General features: G+C 46.9%; 15 protein-coding genes. 5 read left to right on the plus strand and 10 right to left on the minus strand.

Annotation, left to right across the window (positions count from 1 at the left end):
• Together aceE and E5Y90_RS13405 are read right to left on the minus strand one after the other, a co-directional pair.
• Positions 1–2703 (minus strand): pyruvate dehydrogenase (acetyl-transferring), homodimeric type, encoded by a 2703-nt coding sequence (gene aceE / locus E5Y90_RS13400; protein ID WP_151205305.1) that lies wholly within the window; start codon positions 2701–2703, stop codon positions 1–3.
• A 333-nt stretch (positions 2704–3036) separates the two neighbouring features.
• The gene (locus tag E5Y90_RS13405) at positions 3037–3726 is read right to left on the minus strand and encodes a M23 family metallopeptidase (RefSeq protein WP_151205304.1); all 690 of its coding nucleotides are present in this window, start codon (positions 3724–3726) and stop codon (positions 3037–3039) included.
• 107 nt (positions 3727–3833) lie between these two features.
• On the opposite strand from E5Y90_RS13405, the gene E5Y90_RS13410 reads away from it, so the two are divergent.
• A complete protein-coding gene (locus tag E5Y90_RS13410) occupies positions 3834–4274 on the plus strand; it encodes a DciA family protein (protein WP_151206903.1) in 441 nt (146 codons plus the stop codon).
• Between the two features lie 98 nt (positions 4275–4372).
• Here the strand turns inward: E5Y90_RS13410 and lpxC are convergent, their stop codons facing one another.
• The 8 genes from lpxC to gshB form a co-directional block, all read right to left on the minus strand.
• Positions 4373–5275 (minus strand): UDP-3-O-acyl-N-acetylglucosamine deacetylase, encoded by a 903-nt coding sequence (gene lpxC / locus E5Y90_RS13415; RefSeq protein WP_174660450.1) that lies wholly within the window; start codon positions 5273–5275, stop codon positions 4373–4375.
• 125 nt (positions 5276–5400) lie between these two features.
• Complete coding sequence (ftsZ, locus tag E5Y90_RS13420) at positions 5401–6588, minus strand: cell division protein FtsZ (protein WP_151205301.1); 1188 nt, start codon at positions 6586–6588, stop codon at positions 5401–5403.
• Positions 6589–6747: 159 nt separating this feature from the next.
• Complete coding sequence (ftsA, locus tag E5Y90_RS13425) at positions 6748–8010, minus strand: cell division protein FtsA (protein ID WP_174660451.1); 1263 nt, start codon at positions 8008–8010, stop codon at positions 6748–6750.
• Positions 8011–8097: 87 nt separating this feature from the next.
• Complete coding sequence (locus E5Y90_RS13430) at positions 8098–8934, minus strand: cell division protein FtsQ/DivIB (protein ID WP_151206905.1); 837 nt, start codon at positions 8932–8934, stop codon at positions 8098–8100.
• A 3-nt stretch (positions 8935–8937) separates the two neighbouring features.
• Positions 8938–9867 (minus strand): D-alanine--D-alanine ligase, encoded by a 930-nt coding sequence (locus tag E5Y90_RS13435; protein ID WP_174660452.1) that lies wholly within the window; start codon positions 9865–9867, stop codon positions 8938–8940.
• Positions 9868–9925: 58 nt separating this feature from the next.
• On the minus strand, positions 9926–11374 hold the full coding sequence (murC, locus tag E5Y90_RS13440; RefSeq protein ID WP_174660453.1) for a UDP-N-acetylmuramate--L-alanine ligase: 1449 nt from the start codon (positions 11372–11374) through the stop codon (positions 9926–9928).
• Between the two features lie 12 nt (positions 11375–11386).
• Positions 11387–12484 carry an undecaprenyldiphospho-muramoylpentapeptide beta-N-acetylglucosaminyltransferase gene (gene murG, locus E5Y90_RS13445; protein ID WP_174660454.1) on the minus strand — a complete coding sequence of 366 codons (1098 nt, stop codon included), beginning with the start codon at positions 12482–12484 and terminating at the stop codon, positions 11387–11389.
• Between the two features lie 1128 nt (positions 12485–13612).
• Positions 13613–14563, minus strand: coding sequence for a glutathione synthase (gshB, locus tag E5Y90_RS13450; RefSeq protein ID WP_174660455.1), 951 nt, complete (start codon positions 14561–14563; stop codon positions 13613–13615).
• A 129-nt stretch (positions 14564–14692) separates the two neighbouring features.
• On the opposite strand from gshB, the gene E5Y90_RS13455 reads away from it, so the two are divergent.
• The 4 genes from E5Y90_RS13455 (at position 14693) to E5Y90_RS13470 (ending at position 18096) form a co-directional block, all read left to right on the plus strand.
• Positions 14693–14893, plus strand: coding sequence for a DUF3565 domain-containing protein (locus E5Y90_RS13455; RefSeq protein ID WP_174660456.1), 201 nt, complete (start codon positions 14693–14695; stop codon positions 14891–14893).
• Positions 14894–15015: 122 nt separating this feature from the next.
• Entirely contained in the window at positions 15016–15423 is a 408-nt protein-coding gene (locus E5Y90_RS13460; RefSeq protein WP_174660457.1) for a hypothetical protein, read from the plus strand.
• 86 nt (positions 15424–15509) lie between these two features.
• A complete protein-coding gene (locus E5Y90_RS13465; protein ID WP_373688375.1) occupies positions 15510–17255 on the plus strand; it encodes a copper resistance system multicopper oxidase in 1746 nt (581 codons plus the stop codon).
• Positions 17242–18096, plus strand: a complete 855-nt coding sequence (locus tag E5Y90_RS13470; RefSeq protein WP_174660459.1) for a copper resistance protein B — start codon at positions 17242–17244, stop codon at positions 18094–18096. The genes E5Y90_RS13465 and E5Y90_RS13470 overlap by 14 nt, the downstream gene beginning before the upstream one ends.
• Positions 18097–18160 lie beyond the last annotated feature (64 nt).

The following is an 18160-nucleotide window of genomic DNA, read 5'->3' on the forward strand; positions in this document are numbered from 1 at the left end:
TTAGTTCTCCTCTTTATAATCAGCCACAGGATGTAACTCAGGCGTGATCTGTGGTGCCCAAGCGACCGGACGGTCGGTATCAAGTTCAAAGCTGGAAATCGCATCCTTCACTAAACGTGCATCGACTTCGCCTTCATCCGCCAGTTTTTTCAAGGTTGCGACCACAATATGAGCCGCATCGACACCGAAATAACTACGCAGATTGGCACGCGTATCGGAACGACCATAACCGTCGGTACCCAAAGCAACAAATGGACGGTTATCTGGAAGATAAGCCCGGATCTGTTCGCTATATGCGCGCATGTGGTCGGTTGCTGAAACGACAATACCGTCTGTACCACGCAACTGTTTGGAGATCCATGGCTCTTTGGTCTCTTCTGCCAGTGGATGCAGGCGATTGTATTCTTCACAGGCCATGCCATCACGGGCAAGCTCATTAAAGCTGGTCACGCTATAGACATTGGAATGAATCTGATATTCCTCACGCAGAATCTTCGCTGCCTTGATCACTTCACGCAGAATGACCCCAGAACCTAGCAGCTGTACAGTGGCTTTCTCATCTTCCTCAAGCAGGTACATACCGCGCTTGATTCCTTCTTCCACGCCTTGCGGCATTTCAGGATGCTCGTAGTTCTCATTCATCACGGTCAGATAATAGAACACGCGTTCCTGATTCACATACATACGCTTCAAACCGTCATGCACGATCACAGCCAGTTCATAACCGAAACATGGGTCATAAGCAACACAGTTTGGAATGGTGCTGGCCAGAATGTGTGAATGACCATCCTGATGCTGTAAGCCTTCACCGTTCAGTGTGGTACGGCCTGCGGTAGCACCCAGCAAGAACCCTTGTGCCTGTGCATCGCCTGCCGCCCAGGCAATATCACCGATACGCTGGAAACCAAACATCGAGTAGTACATGTACATCGGAATCATTGGCAGGTTATTGGTTGAATAACTGGTGCCCAAAGCTGCCCAGGCGCTCATGGCACCGGCTTCGTTAATCCCTTCTTGCAACATGTGACCATCTTTGGCTTCACGATAATGCATCAGCTGTTCTTGATCTTCCGGAGTATATTTCTGACCATGTGCCGCATAAATACCCAACTGACGGAACATACCCTCCAGACCAAAAGTACGTGCTTCATCCGGTACAATTGGTACCACGCGGTCTTTAATTGCTTTCTCTTTCAGAAGTGCAGAGATTAAACGCACCATGACCATCGTAGTGGACTGTTCTTTGCCATTTGAACCCGCCAGCACCGAATCAAATACGGAAAGCTCAGGGATCGCCAGTTGTTCACTATCCTTACGACGTGCAGGCAGATAACCACCCAGCGCCTCACGACGGGCTTTCATATATTTGATTTCAGGAGAATTTTCACTTGGACGATAGAATGGCACTTCTTCCAGCTGCTCATCGGTAAAAGGAAGATTGAAGCGGTCGCGCACATATTTTAAAGAATTGATTTGCATCTTCTTGATTTGATGTGTTTTATTAACCGCTTCGATTTCCTCTGACAAACCATAACCTTTTACGGTTTTCGCCAGGATCACGGTCGGCTGACCTTTGGCAGTACATGCTTCAGCATAAGCGGCAAAAACTTTGTACGGATCGTGACCGCCACGGTTCAGATTATCAATATCTTCATCGCTTAAATCTTTCACCAGCTCTTTAGCTTCTGGATATTTACCAAAGAACTTTTCGCGTGCATAAGCACCACCTTTCACCTGGTAACGCTGAAAATCGCCATCCACCGCTTCTTCCATCACGGCTTTCAGTGCGCCAGACTTGTCTTTGGCCAGTAACGGATCCCAGTGACGGCCCCACACGACTTTAATTACACGCCAGCCTGCACCGCGGAATAGCGACTCAAGCTCCTGAATAATCTTGCCATTCCCTCGCACCGGACCATCTAGGCGTTGCAGGTTACAGTTCACCACCCAGATCAGGTTGTCCAGTTTTTCACGACCAGCCAGAGAAATTGCGCCTAAGCTTTCCGGCTCATCCATTTCACCATCGCCTAGATAAGCCCACACTTTACGGTCTTCTTCTTTAATCAGCCCCCGGTTCATCAGGTATTTCTGAATATGTGCCTGATAAATGGACATGATTGGCCCCAGCCCCATCGAGACGGTCGGGAACTGCCAGTAATCTGGCATCAAATACGGATGAGGATAACTCGGTAAACCAATACCACCCACTTCGCGGCGGAAGTTATTCAGATGCTCTTCAGTCAACCGGCCTTCCAGGAAAGAACGCGCATAAATACCAGGCGCACAGTGGCCTTGGTAATAAATCATGTCGCCGCCAAAGTGGTCACTGCTGGCACGGAAAAAATGGTTAAAGCCCACATCATACAAAGTTGCTGAGGAAGCAAAACTGGCCAAGTGGCCACCCAGGTCATCACCACTCTTGTTGGCACGTAAAACCATCGCCAGCGCATTCCAGCGAATCAGGGCCCGAATACGACGCTCCATGTCCGCATCGCCCGGCATGGCAGGTTGTTCTTCCACCGAAATCGTATTTAAATAAGGAGTATTCAAGCGCTGGATAGGAACATGCTTTGCAATTGCACGCTGATAAAGTTTTTCTAATAAAAATGCTGCGCGCTCGGTGCCTACATGTTGTAAAACCGAATCAAAAGCCTCTTGCCATTCTTGGGTTTCTTGCGCGTCTGTATCGCCATAAAACGCCATAATTCTACCGTTCCTAAAAGCCTAACCTAATTACTTATATGTATCATAATTTAGACTTGGGCAGGTATGGCCCTAGCTGAATGCGCCCTAGAGCTACTATTTAGCAGCTAAATACCTATTGACGTTTTATTACACAATACAACAAAAAATGGTCAATAACGTGCATTTAATATACTGCACGTATCATCTCAGATGATAATATAAAACATAAAAGCGATGAGCCTAAAGTTTCCTCAATTCGATTTATATATTGAAGAACTTTGAGAGCTAACCGCTTTTTGGAGGCAGAACGAACTGTAAGTCAGATTAAGCTAAAACAATCGAGTCAAAGACTTAAGGTAACATTGCCAAATAAGTAGATGGATTTTTACGCTGACCGTCTTTAACCACTTCATAGTGTAAATGCGGACCCGTACAGCGACCTGTACAGCCAACGTTTGCAATATGTTCACCTGCTGTTACGCGATCTCCCACGCGTGCAATCAGACGCGATGCGTGTGCATAACGAGTGAGGTAACCATTGCCATGATTAATTTCCACATATTGACCATAGCCTGTACCCCAGCCTGATTTGGTCACAATACCCGGACCTGTGGCATAAATGGGTGTACCGCTTGGCGCTGCCAAATCTAAACCTGAGTGATTTTCAGCACGTCCTCCCATGGTACGACCGCCATAGTTTGAGCTTACACGTGCATTTGGAAGGGGATGGGCAATTAACCAGGAATACGGATTGCTGACAGAAGCTGCTCTGGATGGAGCCGAAGAGCGACCATATTTTTGTGCAATGGTTTGATTATTCAGCTCGACAGGCTTTTCACGCAGCTGAATATTTAATTTGGTCTGAGCAGGAACATCAATGTCATCTGGATGAGTATAAGCGCCCTGTGCAAGAGTACGCGTCAATTGCTCGATACGATCTGTTGAGCTATTTTCCTGACTTAAGTCCACCAAGTCTGCGAATGCTACCGAAGCAGCCGATGCCGCTAAAGAAAATGCCAACAAAATACGTCGCGTATGCATAAAAAACCTCTCTAAACTGCTTAATCGAGTTTCTTGAAGCTCTCTTCCTTGATATCCACTTTAAGAAGCGCATAAGATTAAGCCATAAACATGTAGGAATTATGTATATGTCAGAACCCGTCAACGTCTTTCAAAAAACAAGAAAACAGATCAAAACAGGAAACTTTACGTTTCTCTCAACCCAAGTAACTGCATGGCAGAAACTTACGAAACTCATACAACCCTTATTGCCTCAACCGGAACAATGGCAAGTTGCTTGCTATCAAAATGGTGTGTTAACAATTACTGGAGAGAACCAAGCCATGATCAGTCAACTGGCTTATCTTCAAAAACAGTATGTTTCACAACTCTCTCAAATAAATGAATTAAAAGATTTAACTAAAATTCAGGTCTGCCTGCGAAGTCCTGTGCAAGCGGAGCCGGTACTAGAGAAATCTAAAAAAACTTTAAATCCGGAAACACAAGAATTACTTCGTAATGCTGCCGACTTTATAAGCGACCCTAAGCTTAGCCAAGCTTTGTTACGTTTGGCAAGCAATAAAAAGTAACATCGCAATTAAATGTAATAATTTTGTCGCTGAAATTCATGTGACCGCCATCACAATAGCATTATTATTTTTTTACACACTAACATAAAGACAACGACTTATGTGACTTGGACATAGGGGATTGGACATTGAGTTGCGTCATCAAATGTTACAATTTCATAGCAACCTGAATCGCTTTTTACATTGCGTAAAAGCTGATTATTTAAGGCATGGCCAGATTTATAAGCATCGAATTTGGCAATAATCTGATGCCCCAGCAAGTATAAGTCTCCCACTGCATCCAGAATCTTGTGACGCACGAACTCATCCGAGAAACGCAAGCCTTCTTCATTAACCACCCCGGTATCATCTACACCAATGGCATTTTCCAGGCTGGCACCAAGTGCCAGATTATTGGCTTTCAAATAGTCCAGATCTTTCATAAAGCCGAAAGTACGCGCTTCACTAACTTCATAGACAAAGGTTTCTGTGGAGAAATCGATACTGGCAGACTGATGCTCTTTTTTAAAGGCAGGATGATCAAAATCAATGGTGAAATTCAGCTGAAAACCTTCGTGTGGACTAAAAACTGCCCGTTTATCATCCAGCAAAGCTTCTACTGGCTTGATAATTTTGATGAACTTCTTTGGCGCATCCAGTTCTTGCAGACCGCCCTGCATGAGCAGATAAATAAAAGGTCCTGCACTTCCGTCCATAATTGGCACTTCGAAAGCTGAAACTTCAATAATCAAGTTATCAATTCCCAGCCCCGCAATGGCACTCATCACATGTTCAATTGTGCCCACCTTGGCATTTTCCTGCACCAGGTTAGAACACATAAAGGCTTCTTGGATTAATAAAGCATCAGCAGGAATGTCGACCGGCGGATTCAGGTCAATACGACGAAACACAATTCCCCCATCGGCATGGTGCGGCACAAAGTTAATCATGACTTTCTGCCCACTATGAAGACCGATTCCGCTCGCTTTCACGATACGTTGCAGGGTACGCTGTTTCAACATGCTTCTTTCATCTGTTCATCAACAAAACCGCTATACGTTAGCATATTTGGCCATTGATAAAAAACAAAAGGTGGCCTAAAAGCCACCTTTTATGTGCAAACATCGTAAACACATACTGTTACATGTTATTTACGTTGTTGATTTTTAAGATAATCCTGAATACTCATTGGGGTAGGACGCGGACTGGAAACTGAAGAAGTATTCACCACTGCCGCTCCTTCTTGATGCTGGCGCTGAATCGCAGGAACATCATCATCTTCAACTACAGCCTGTGGCGCAGCATTTGGGCGTGTAGCCTGTGCCGTGCTACGTTTTACCGGTTCTACCGAGTCAGCAGAGTTACGTGTTAAACCCGTTGCTATCACAGTCACACTAATTTCATCACGCGCATCCGGATCAAATACCGTACCATAGAATACCTGACCTTCGTCCAGATCAACGATCTGGTTCACTACATCTGTGATTTCCTCAATTTCACCGAAGGTTACATCATCCCCACCAGTCACGTTAATCAGGATACCTTTAGCATTCATGATCGTCACGTTGTCAAGCAATGGGCTGCGGATCGCCTGCTCTGCTGCCTGACGCGCACGGTTTTCGCCACGGCCCAGACCGACACCCATCATGGCATAACCACGGGTGCTCATAGCGGTTTTCAAGTCGGCAAAGTCAAGGTTAATATGACCTGGACGCACCACTAAATCAAAAATACTGCGTACTGCATTGAGCAGGACATCATCGGCTTTTTTATATGCATCTTTCATTGAAATATCACGGAAGACTTTCAATAGACGCTGGTTGGGAATAATGATCAGGGAGTCTACATGCTGCTCTAGCGCCTCAATACCCTTTTCGGCAGATTGCAGACGGCGTTTACCTTCAAAGTTAAAGGGCGTGGTCACCACACCTACCGTCAGGATACCCATTTCTTTGGCAATCTCAGCCACCACCGGTGCTGCACCCGTACCTGTACCACCGCCCATCCCGGCTGTGACAAATACCATATCGGTACCTTCAAGCTGCTGACGGATCAGTTCACGGCTTTCTTCTGCTGCTGTCTGGCCGACTTGCGGATTTGCACCAGCACCAAGACCTCGGGTACTTTGCTCACCCAGCTGAATCTTGAATTCGGCTTCCATGCGGTCAAGCGCTTGCTTATCTGTATTTGCACAAACAAACTTTACGCCCTGGATATCTGATTGCAACATGTGCTGAACAGCATTACCACCCGCGCCACCTACACCAAATACAGTGAAACGGGCTTGACCATTGCTATCACTATGATCGTCTTCAAAAAATTCAAATGAGGCCATGACCTATAAAATTCCTAATTCATAATTGGCAGTCACTAAGCCCGTACACTGCCTTAATCTTAATAAAATTGTTTTTAAGAATGCTGCTCAAGCTTAAACTTGTCAAGTATCTGCCCGATTAGCTACAACTTCTCAACAATATTCACAAAAAAAGTCGACTTAAAAAATAGACTTCAAAGTATCGTTAAAACCAAACCAAGCTCTTTTGACACGTCGTGCCAGTGATAATTGTTCTGCTTCGTCCGGTTCAACAATGGTATCTTGCGTATCGCTCTGGCTAAACATCAGCAAACCTGCTGCCGAGGCATATTGCGAACGGCGTAGTGCAGCCTGATGCTGCTCATCGGCATAAACCTGGACTGGCGGATTACCCAGATGCGCTGAGACGCCCATACTGCGGCGGACGAAACTCACCATGCCTTCAATATGACTGGCATCTCCGGTTAGTACCACACCATGATACAGGCCTTGTAATGCACCGCTATTCATCAGCTCCTCGCGAACCATGCCTATAATTTCTTCATAACGTGCAATAATAATTTCTGCCAGTTCAATCCGACTAATGGTCTGCGGGCCATCAATCCCCTGGAACTGGATCATATGTTCCGGCTTCACCACTTTCAGATCCACGCAGCCATATAACAATTTAAGGCGTTCGGCTTCTTCCGTGGTAGTTTGCAATACGGCAGCAATGTCACGGGTAACATGTTCTCCGCCACGCTGGAAGGTATGCGTTAAAGCCAGACGCCCATCCAGATAGACGGCAATATTGGTGGTTCCTGCGCCAATATCTACCAGGCATACGCCATATTCCCTTTCATCCTTAAGCAGACTGGCTTCAGCTGTCGCCAAAGATGAAATCACCATTTTTTCTACCCCAATATTGGCCCCTTTTAACGCGCGATCAATATTCTGCATAGTACTGATTGGCAACATCATTAAATGGTAATGTCCGACCATTTTGTGTGCAGACATACGGATCGGATTCAGTACCCATTCCGGGGAATCATCCAGCTCAAAGCCGAGCGGCACCGCACTGACCAGATAATAGTCTGAGGTGACATGACTGGCTTTGGCCAGTTCTAGCGCCCGCACTACTTCGCTGGTGGTAATCGAGTGTTCGCTATTATCGATATTCGTACGGCCTGATGCATAAAAACTTTTTAATTCCGCACTCGGAATTGAGACCCAGGCAGAGTGGACACGACATTCGGCCATATCTTCTGCTTCTTGTACGGCGTTTTTAATGGCGGTAATGACTTTATCGAGACTAACAATTTTCCCTTTATTCATGCCTCGGTTACGAGCGGTCGCCATACCAATAACTTGGATATTGTCTGGCGCATGTACCTTACCAATCAAAACTGAAACTTTGTGTGTCCCAATGTCAATCGCCACAACCGAGGGAACAGCTTCATTCATTATTAACTACTACCATTACGTGTTTGTTAGATTTATGGCTTTAAGGCCTCTAATTTTTAAAGCCGATCATTATGGCTTTAGTGTGACCTAATTCTCAACGCCCGTGTCATTAATGGTTACAATAAAGTCACCATTTACAATTTTAGGAGGTGACGAATTTTTCCACTGAATAGCCAATCCATTACGATAGCGCAGGTCGATGGCAGAAATTCTGGACCACACCGGCTTTAAATCACTCTGAGCCAACTGGCTCAAACGTTGCAGCTTACTCATGGTCTGGTCTTTGTCAACAATGACGCGCAAGCCGGAATCAAATTGCATAAACCAGGTCATTCGTTCGGTTAAGTAGAGTTCTTTTAGACGAATACCCTGGGGTAAGAATAACTGATTAATTTCATTATAACGGCGCATCATGGTATTGGCATGTGTAGAGGGCCCATGCAGCAACGGTAACTCAGAATAATTTTTTGGCGTGACTTCCGAGAAAATGATACCACTGTCACTCAGCAGACGTCCGGTACCCCAGCGCGCAATCGCATGATGCGGCATGACCCGTACCCGAATGGCATCCGGCCAGGCACGTGAGACCACCACCCGATCGACCCAAGATAGTTCCAAGGCCTGATCACGGATTTTCTCCAGATCTGAACTAAAGTAGTTTTCGGTCATCAAGGGTGCAATATGCTGCATGACCTGGCGTTCCTCAGCCGCTGAACGGGTGCCGGCCACCTTTAGTTCAGCAGTTTCGGCATGGGTCATTACATTATACAGCCCAAAAATCCCGCAAGCCAAGACCACCAATGCCACCAACAAGAATACCCAGCCTCCGAAGTTGGTCAGCTTTTCTTTGGGCGTTGGTGGCTTATCGTGAATTGACGTAATCGCAGCACGTTTACGGCGCATGGATGCAGGAAGTTGAGCCATAGTCTAGTATGCCGTACCGGTTAAAGTCTGTTCCAGAATCGCGACACAGAGCTCATCAAAACTGTAGCCGATTGCTGCTGCTGCTTTAGGCACCAGAGAATGGCTGGTCATGCCCGGGACAGTATTCACCTCTAGCAACCAGAAATTGCCTTGTTCATCCTGCATCGCATCAATACGTCCCCACCCGCTTGCACCCACTGCCTGAAAAGCACGAAGTGCCAGCACCTGCAAGTTCTGCTCTTCTGCTGCTGTCAAGCCGCACGGAATGCCATACTCCACATCATTGCGATTATATTTGGTTTCATAGTCGTAAAAAGCCACATCCTTAGGAGGCTGCAGGCGAATGACTGGCAGAGACTGTCCATTGAGCAAAACAATGGTAAATTCACGTCCTGTAATCCACTTTTCTGCCATGACCACTGCATCGTGCTCAGTCGCTTTCACAATAGCTTCGCTAAAGTCTTCAATTTTTTCGACCTTACTCATGCCGATACTGGAGCCTTCATGCACCGGCTTGATAATCAGCGGCAGACCCAAAGCTGCCACAATTTCTTCAGGATTCGAGTCTTTGGTCACAATACGATAAGGTGCTGTCGGCAGCTCCGAACCCTGCCAGACCTGCTTGGTCTTGACCTTGTCCATACCGATGGCAGAACCCTGCACCCCTGTGCCGGTATAAGGCACATTTAACCATTCCAGCGCACCCTGAATCTGACCATCTTCACCACCGCGGCCATGCAGCACAATAAAAGCACGATCATAATTGACCAGCTCTGTGATGCTACGTTCCTGCGGATCAAAGCGCTCAGCATTAACACCTGAACGCACAAGTGCCTCAAATACAGCTGTACCACTATCTAGAGAAACCTCACGCTCTGCAGATTTACCACCCAGCAATACGGCTACTTTTCCAAATTTTGAAGCATTTGACACGTTTATATCCTTAAACTTTTTTCAATCTGATCTATTCAATCTCGCCACATCAGACGGATTATTTTACATATAAATGATTCTGGGCAAGTTCGAGCGAGATGGCTCCCACATTACCTGCGCCTTGGGTTAATAACAAGTCATTTGCTTGCAAGACCTTGTTCATCACCTGACTCAGATTCCCCTCAACCGTATCGATTAAAATTGGTTCAACTTCACCGCGTAAACGGATACTGCGCGCCAGGGCACGACTGTCAGCCCCCACAATCGGCTTTTCTCCGGCAGGATAGACATCCAGTAATAACAGCTGATCGACCTGTGACAATACATCGACAAAGTCATCAAAACAGTCACGGGTACGGCTAAAACGGTGCGGCTGGAACATCATGACCAGACGGCGGTCCGGGTGGCTTTGACGTGCAGCTTTAATGGTGGCTTCCACTTCTTTGGGATGGTGACCATAGTCATCGACCAGCTGGACATCACCACCGTCGATCTCAAATGCGCCTTGCACCTGGAAGCGCCGACCGACTCCACTAAACCCTTCCAAAGCACGGCAAATTGCAGCATCAGAGACCCCCTCGTCCGTTGCAATACCAATCGCGGCCAAGGCATTCAAGACATTATGCAGACCGGGCTGATTGACGGTAACGTCTAAAGGTTCACGGTCTTTACGCAATACGGTAAAATGCGTACGCATCCCGTCCTGATTGACATTGACTGCACGAATGTCGTTATCTTCATTAAAACCATAGGTCAGCACCGGACGCGCAATACGCGGCATGATTTCCCGGATATTGGCATCATCGCCACACACCACGGCCAGACCATAAAATGGCAGCTTATGCAGGAACTGAATAAAGGTATCTTTGAGCACATCGAAACTGCCCCCATACGTATCCATATGGTCGGCATCAATATTGGTCACAACGGCTGCCATGGGCTCAAGATGCAGGAAAGAGGCATCTGATTCATCTGCTTCTGCCACGATATAACGGCTCGCACCCAAAGCAGCATTGACCCCCGTCCGGTTCAGCAGACCGCCAATCACATAGGTCGGGTCCATGTTTTCTTCAGCCAGCATGCAGGTAATCAGACTGGTGGTGGTGGTTTTGCCATGGGTACCTGCGACTGCAATCCCATGACGGTAACGCATCAGTTCACCGAGCATTTCTGCACGGCGCACTACCGGAATACGATTCTCAATCGCCGCCTTAATTTCCGGGTTTTCCTGGTCAATCGCTGTAGACACCACGATGACATTGGCACCCTTGATATTGTCCGCTATATGGCCGATATAGACCTTGATGCCATTTTCTTCCAGCTGAGCGGTGGTTTTAGACGCTTTAATATCTGAACCAGAGACTTTATAACCCTGGTTTTTGAGTACTTCCGCGATCCCGCACATGCCTGCACCGCCAATCCCCACAAAATGTATGTGTTTGATACGGCGCATTTCCGGCACTTTAATTAATTTCTTTGCTTGTTCAGCTGGCGTGGTTGGAGACATAATTTACTCGGATTACAATTCTTGAATGAAACGGACCACCTGTTGGGTCGCATCGGGTTGAGCCTGACAACGTGCTTTGACCGCCATCTCCATCAATAACTGACGGTTCAGCATCGACTCTAATAAGGTTGTTAAACTTTCTGGCGTCATACTGGCCTGCGGACAGATTTTAGCTGCGTTCAGATTGGCCAGGAATTTTGCATTTGCAGTTTGATGGTCATCAACGGCACTTGGTAATGGCACAAAAATCGCCGCCACACCGGCAGTTGCAATTTCCGTCACCGTTAGGGCACCCGCACGGCAGATAATCAGGTCGGCATCACTATAGGCCTGGGCCATATCTTCAATAAAAGGCTGGACGTCAACCTGCAGATGAGCCGGTGCATCGGCATAACGTGCCCGGGTCGCCTCGGCCTGATTCTGGCCACACTGATGATAAATATTTAAAGGCATCTGCAACTGTTTCAGGGCCTCGGGTACCCGCTCATTTAAGGCCTGTGCCCCCAAAGAGCCGCCAACAATCAGAATCCGTAGCGGCTGACCGGCTTTTTCCCGCTCCTGATAACGCCAGGACGGATTTAAAATTTCGGTAATTTCCTTACGTACCGGATTGCCTGTGGTTACCACTTTGGGTTGTGCCGAGAAAGTCTCGGGAAAGGCCTGACATACAGTTTTCGCCATACGCGATAATTGAGTATTGGTAAAGCCAGCGACCGCATTCTGTTCATGAATGAGCACCGGAATCCCCAGAAGACGTGCCGCCAGTCCCCCCGGTCCGGCCACATAGCCGCCAAAGCCAGCGACTGCATCGACTTTCAGACGCTTCATATGCTGCATGGCACTTAAAGTGGCTTTTAAAATTTTAAAAGGTGCCAGGGCTTTACGAACAAAACCGTTACCACGTACCCCTTGAATATCAATTTGATAAATAGGAATGTGATGATTTTTTAATAGACGGTTTTCCATGCCTGCCGGAGTCGCCAACCAAGACACTTGAATGCCTTGTTGTTGTAAGTCTTTTGCAACGGCTAACGCTGGAAACACATGTCCACCCGTACCTGCGGCCATCATCATGACATGTTTAGGCTGTTTTTGTTGAGCGTCAGTCACGGTCTAATTCTTCAATACTAAAAATGGAACAGGAAATCTGATTTTAAGCAATCAATTGTAATCACAATCGTCAGGCCTTGAAAGGATATTTACTTTATTTCAACACGCCTTTAATTGTTTTTTTCATGCGAATTGAAAGTTTAAACTAGTTTTATTATCAGGTCTGCACTTTTTCCTAGACTTCAGTGAAGTATCATAATCATTTTAAACTATTTTCTGACGAAGAGAGTTATAGGTATAAAGAGATGATGACTTGGTTCTGCAAGGTTTTCTCTGGACAGTTGATCCTCTTTGTCGTCCTAGTGACTTGCTGCGGTAAGGCTTAAAAAAAATATAAATTTCGTTCACACTTCATGTTCTTCATACGTCATCAGTTTTTCTCAACTCACTCCTCGATTGCTTATTGTTGGCAGTTCATACATAGATTACGCGATAAGCTAAACCTGAGCAGATGGGGCATAAAATAAAGAGACTAAGATCAAGTTTCATAGCGAAATCTGAGAGAGTTTTAGTTACAAGAACAAAAACAAAGCATCGCTTGGTGCACCGCCCAAGAGAATGAGCATAAATGAATTGCCAACAGACCCTAAATGGATTAACGCATTAGCGATGTCAACACTATAAATTCGTGATGTATGGATTATTTTGGCCGGCTATTTGGCGGCCGTATATGTAGGCAACTTCTCTGCAGTCATTCCCATTCCTCAACAGGATTTAGGCCGGAGCTTTACTCAGGCCGGTTTCTCGCTGGCTCTGGCACAGGGCGGGCTATTGGCTCTGGGAGTGAGATATTTGCAGAGAAATTGCGCTTCAAACACGGTCTAGTGCTGGCTTTGATCATTTAGGCGGAACAGTATGACAGGAGGCCAGATTCAACCAAACGCAGCTTTATAATTTTTCTGCTTTATTGAAGGGGTCGGATTTCTTAGCCTTGCTGTATACGCACCCGCTATTTTAAAACGCATCCGCCCACCGGATACACTGAATTTTAACAGGGCCCATAATTACAGCTAGTCTTACCCCTGCTAGGCATATTAACAACGCTGCTGTTAGTGGGGTGAGTTAAGCGCTCTGCCCAATAAAAAAAGAGCCTGATTTCAAGCTCTTTTTAAGTTCCTAGATTCGCATTTAAATTTGACTGGCCCGACCGGCTTCAAGTACGGCAAACAGATCGTCCGCAATCGACGTGCCAAACTGGTCATCAATCTCACGAATACAGGTGGGACTGGTGACATTAATTTCTGTGACATAATTACCAATCACATCCAGTCCAACAAAAACCAGTCCTTTTTCACGTAAAAATGGACCAACTTTCGCTGCAATGGCCTTATCATGGTCCGTAAGTGGGCGGGCTTCTCCACGGCCGCCTGCAGCCAGATTACCGCGCACTTCCCCATTTTGTGGAATACGGGCCAGACAATACGGCACCGGTTCACCATCAATCATTAGAATACGCTTATCACCATCGACAATTTCCGGAATATAGCGCTGTGCCATAATCGGCTGGGTGCCATTATTGGTCAGCATTTCAATGGTTGAACCAATATTAATCCCATCCTGATAAAGACGGAAAATTCCGGTGCCTCCCATCCCGTCTAGCGGTTTTACAATCACATCCACATGCTGCTTCAGGAAATCACGGATCAGACTTTGCTGTGAAGTCACCAAGGTAGGAACCTGCAGTTCCGGAAATTGGGTCGCAAACAACTTTTCATTACAGTCACGTAAGCTTTGGGGCTTGTTGATAATCCACGCCCCTTCACGTTCTGCCTGCTCCAGAATATAGGTGGTATAAACAAAGTTCATATCGAATGGCGGGTCTTTACGCATTAACACCACGTCATAACTGGCCAGCGATTCTTTTTGTTTTTCGCCCAGCTCATAATAGTGCCCATAGTCTTCAAACACCTGTAGCGGTGCGATCAGGCCAAAGGCTTTTCCCTGATCGATATATAAATCTTGCTGTAATGCATACCCTAATTCATGCCCACGGCGTGCCGCAGCCCATAGCATCGCCATAGTGGAATCTTTTTTCAGGTTTACATTTTCGATGGGGTCCATCACAACAAGTACGCGCATGTGTCTATGCTCTTTTTAAAAATGACTTGGCGAGCAGTATAGCCTGTGTGAATTCTTTTGTTTATGGTGATTTTGCATGACTTGTTTTGTATAAATACAAAGAGTTCTTGGGATAAAAGGAAAGTAGCAATGCAGCAGGCAATTATCGGCTTTCACCTAGATGAAGATCATCACTGGGTGGCAGAACTGGCATGTGGGCATGGGCAGCATGTACGCCACAATCCTCCCTGGCAAAACCGGCCCTGGGTAATGACCGAGCAGGGCCGTCAGGAAAAACTGGGGCTGCTCTTAGACTGCAAAAAGTGTGAGGAAACCGGCTCAATGACTTAAGAGAAAAGCCTAAAATCTCTCTCCCCTGCCAAGGCTCACAAAAATCATGCAATTCCAGATTTGCTAATTTGCAGAACTATGCTTATGCTTTTATGGCTTCAGTATGCAGCAAGATAAGGTCAATGTTCGGCACACGGTTTGTAAAACAGCTCTGGTTGATGCTGCTGATGGTATTTGCCATCGGCTGGAGCGGCGTGTCTGTAGCATCGACCAAAACCATGCACCTGATCTTGCCTGCTGAAACCACCACTCATACAATGCCAATGGCAGCCAATCATGAGTTTCTGGATTCAGCTCATGAACCGCAGGCCTTTGCCTCGAGCCATTGTGACTCTGGAATCGCCACGCACCAGGACTGTCTGGATTGTGGCTATAGTGCCTGTCAAAGCCTGATCACGGGCTTAAATATGCATCCGCCTGAACTGCACAGCTTTAATATCCAGTTCGCAGAAAAAACCGCCCTCCCCATTTATAGCGCCCAGCATCTCGCCGGTTACTGGCAGGAAATTTTACGTCCACCCAAAGCTTGATCCTGATTTTTTAAATTTTTTATTAAATGAAGGATAAAGTTATGTTGATTAAATTTTCCCAATACCTGTGTCTGGGCATCTCGCTGATGTCGCCGTCTGCCATATTTGCAGCCGTGAAAGAATATCATCTGGTGATTGATGAAAGTCCGGTCAATCTCACGGGTAAAACCGTGCAGCGGATTAGTGTCAATGGCCAGTTTCCTGCGCCACTGCTTGAGTTTGAAGAAGGCGATGATGCGGTGATTCATGTCAAAAATAACCTGAAACATCAGGATAGCTCGATTCACTGGCATGGGCTGCTTTTGCCTGGCCTGATGGATGGTGTACCTGGATTTAACGGTTTTCAGGGCATCAAGCCCAAGCAGGAATTTACCTACCGCTTTAAGGTTCGCCAGCATGGTACTTACTGGTATCACGCCCATTCCAAAGGTCAGGAACAGGACGGCTTATATGGTGCTCTGGTGATTTACCCCCAAGCCCAAACAGCGCTTCCTGCACATGAAAAAAACGAACGCGAATATGTAGTCATGCTGTCAGACTTTCATGAACAGGGCAGCCAGCAAATTCAGAATAACCTGAAAAAATCGGCCGAGTATTATCAAAACCAGCGTGAAACCCTGAGCGATGTCTGGAAACAGGTCAAACGTGATGGCCTTAAAGCAACCTGGTCGGACCGCAAAATGTGGAACCAGATGCGCATGCTAAAAACCGATCTTTCAGATGTCACGGGTTATACATTTTTGGTGAATGGAAAAACCCCGCAACAAAACTGGACAGGACAATTCCAACCGAATGAAAAAGTCCGGCTACGTTTTATCAATGCCTCCGCCATGTCTTTCTTTGATGTGCGTATTCCGCATCTGAAAATGACTGTGATTAGTGCAGATGGCCAACCGGTACAGCCAGTAGAAGTCGATGAATTCCGTATCGGCACGGCAGAAACTTATGATGTGGTGGTCGAGCCTACAGCTGCCCATTACCAGATTGAGGCTGAATCTATTGACCGTTCTGGTTTTGCGATTGGTAGCCTGCATAATGCTGCATTTTCAGCCAATACAGCGATGCATCTGCCAGCTTCACGCCCACGCGCTTTACTCACAATGGAAGATATGGGGCATGGCCAGGAACACAGCAACATGCAAGGCAGTGAACACTCGTCTATGCAACATACTGTAGCTAACGCTGATCAGAACAGCCCAGCAGCACATGCACACAGCCAACACAGCCAACACAGCCAACACAGCCAACATCATGATGCTCCGGCTTCTGCCCCAGAATCACAACCGGTCTATGGCTGGGCCAATGCCTCCACACCTGTTGGGCATAAAGCCTTGCAATATAGTGACTTAAAATCCCTTACTCCCCAAGCGGATACCCGCCCCGCAGAGCGTGAACTGGTCATTCGTCTGGGTGGAACCATGGAGCGCTATATCTGGACCATCAATGGTAAAAAGTTCAATGAGGCAGAACCACTGCAGGTCAAGTTTGGTGAACGGATCCGCCTGAAATTTATCAATGACAGCATGATGGCGCATCCCATGCATTTACATGGCATGTTTATGCAGCTGGAAAATGGCCAGTCTTCCTCGATGATGCCCAACAAACATACGGTAGTCGTACCGCCAGGCAAAACGGTGACCACCTTATTAACTGCTGACGAACTGGGAGAATGGGCAATTCATTGCCATCTGCTCTATCACATGAGCGCCGGGATGATGAACAAGCTGATTGTGGCGCAGGTCGATGACACTATAGCATCAGCGCCCCCGGCTTCCCCGAAGTCCACAGTTAAACTGGCAGCCGAGCAAGGAGAGAACCATGCACACCACTAACCTCTTGTTAAGATCTATGTTAAGCACTGCCCTTAGCTTGGCCAGTTTCGCCACCATGGCAGCCAATGAACCTCATCATCACGGGCAGACAGCTCATGCTCCTCTGGTCACCTTACCACAGCAACCTGAAAGGCAGCCGGCGATCAACGCTTCGGATAGCACACATGATCACCGTCAAGAACACGGTGGGCAGATTTATAGCCGGCTTGTACTGGACCAGAAATGGCAACTGAACTCAGATGGGGATGGCGCATTAAAATCAGACAACGAACTGCGGATCGGGACTGATGAAAACAAGTTGGTACTCAAACTCCATGCAAACAAGGCCGAGTCTGCACAGGCTGAATATGATGTCAAGACTTTATATAGTCGCAACATTTCAGACTTCTGGGATGCTCAGGCCGGCGTACGCTATCGTCAGGAAAATCTGGCTGCTCCTTCTACAGGCCAGCAGGTAGAACGTCTGGATGCTGTCTTTGGCTTGCATGGCTTGGCGCCCTATTTTTTTGAAACCGATGCATATCTGTATATTGGCGAAGATGATTTTGTCGGTCTCAGTCTGGAAACAACGCGTGATCTGCTACTCAGCCAGAAGCTGATTATACAACCTTATGCCGAACTGGATGTGGTGCTGCAGGATCAGGCACGCAATGCCAAAAAGACTGGCCTAAGTCACGCGGTTCTTGGGCTGGAGACCCGATATGAAATCAATAAAAAAGTCATGCCCTATGTAGATATTGCCTATCAGTACGCTAAGGGAGATGACAAAACAGCCTGGCAGGATCGTACAAACTCGGAACAAGGCTGGTGGTATGGCGCAGGCCTGAGAATGATCTTCTAAAGCCATCAGATAAAGGATTTAATCTGAGTTAAGTAGCACAACGATTTCCGCAAAGTTCACAGCT

This window comes from Acinetobacter sp. 10FS3-1, assembly GCF_013343215.1.
Classification (GTDB): domain Bacteria; phylum Pseudomonadota; class Gammaproteobacteria; order Pseudomonadales; family Moraxellaceae; genus Acinetobacter; species Acinetobacter lwoffii_C.

What these genes read in the sequence shown, in the direction of transcription:
- E5Y90_RS13410 (WP_151206903.1), top strand. Translation starts at nt 3,834, where the DNA reads ATGTCAGAACCCGTCAACGTCTTTCAAAAAACAAGAAAACAGATCAAA.
- aceE (WP_151205305.1), bottom strand. Translation starts at nt 2,703, where the DNA reads ATGGCGTTTTATGGCGATACAGACGCGCAAGAAACCCAAGAATGGCAA.
- murC (WP_174660453.1), bottom strand. Translation starts at nt 11,374, where the DNA reads ATGTCTCCAACCACGCCAGCTGAACAAGCAAAGAAATTAATTAAAGTG.
- E5Y90_RS13460 (WP_174660457.1), top strand. Translation starts at nt 15,016, where the DNA reads ATGTTCGGCACACGGTTTGTAAAACAGCTCTGGTTGATGCTGCTGATG.
- E5Y90_RS13465 (WP_373688375.1), top strand. Translation starts at nt 15,510, where the DNA reads ATGTCGCCGTCTGCCATATTTGCAGCCGTGAAAGAATATCATCTGGTG.
- E5Y90_RS13405 (WP_151205304.1), bottom strand. Translation starts at nt 3,726, where the DNA reads ATGCATACGCGACGTATTTTGTTGGCATTTTCTTTAGCGGCATCGGCT.
- E5Y90_RS13470 (WP_174660459.1), top strand. Translation starts at nt 17,242, where the DNA reads ATGCACACCACTAACCTCTTGTTAAGATCTATGTTAAGCACTGCCCTT.
- E5Y90_RS13455 (WP_174660456.1), top strand. Translation starts at nt 14,693, where the DNA reads ATGCAGCAGGCAATTATCGGCTTTCACCTAGATGAAGATCATCACTGG.
- gshB (WP_174660455.1), bottom strand. Translation starts at nt 14,563, where the DNA reads ATGCGCGTACTTGTTGTGATGGACCCCATCGAAAATGTAAACCTGAAA.
- E5Y90_RS13430 (WP_151206905.1), bottom strand. Translation starts at nt 8,934, where the DNA reads ATGGCTCAACTTCCTGCATCCATGCGCCGTAAACGTGCTGCGATTACG.
- lpxC (WP_174660450.1), bottom strand. Translation starts at nt 5,275, where the DNA reads ATGTTGAAACAGCGTACCCTGCAACGTATCGTGAAAGCGAGCGGAATC.
- ftsZ (WP_151205301.1), bottom strand. Translation starts at nt 6,588, where the DNA reads ATGGCCTCATTTGAATTTTTTGAAGACGATCATAGTGATAGCAATGGT.
- ftsA (WP_174660451.1), bottom strand. Translation starts at nt 8,010, where the DNA reads ATGAATGAAGCTGTTCCCTCGGTTGTGGCGATTGACATTGGGACACAC.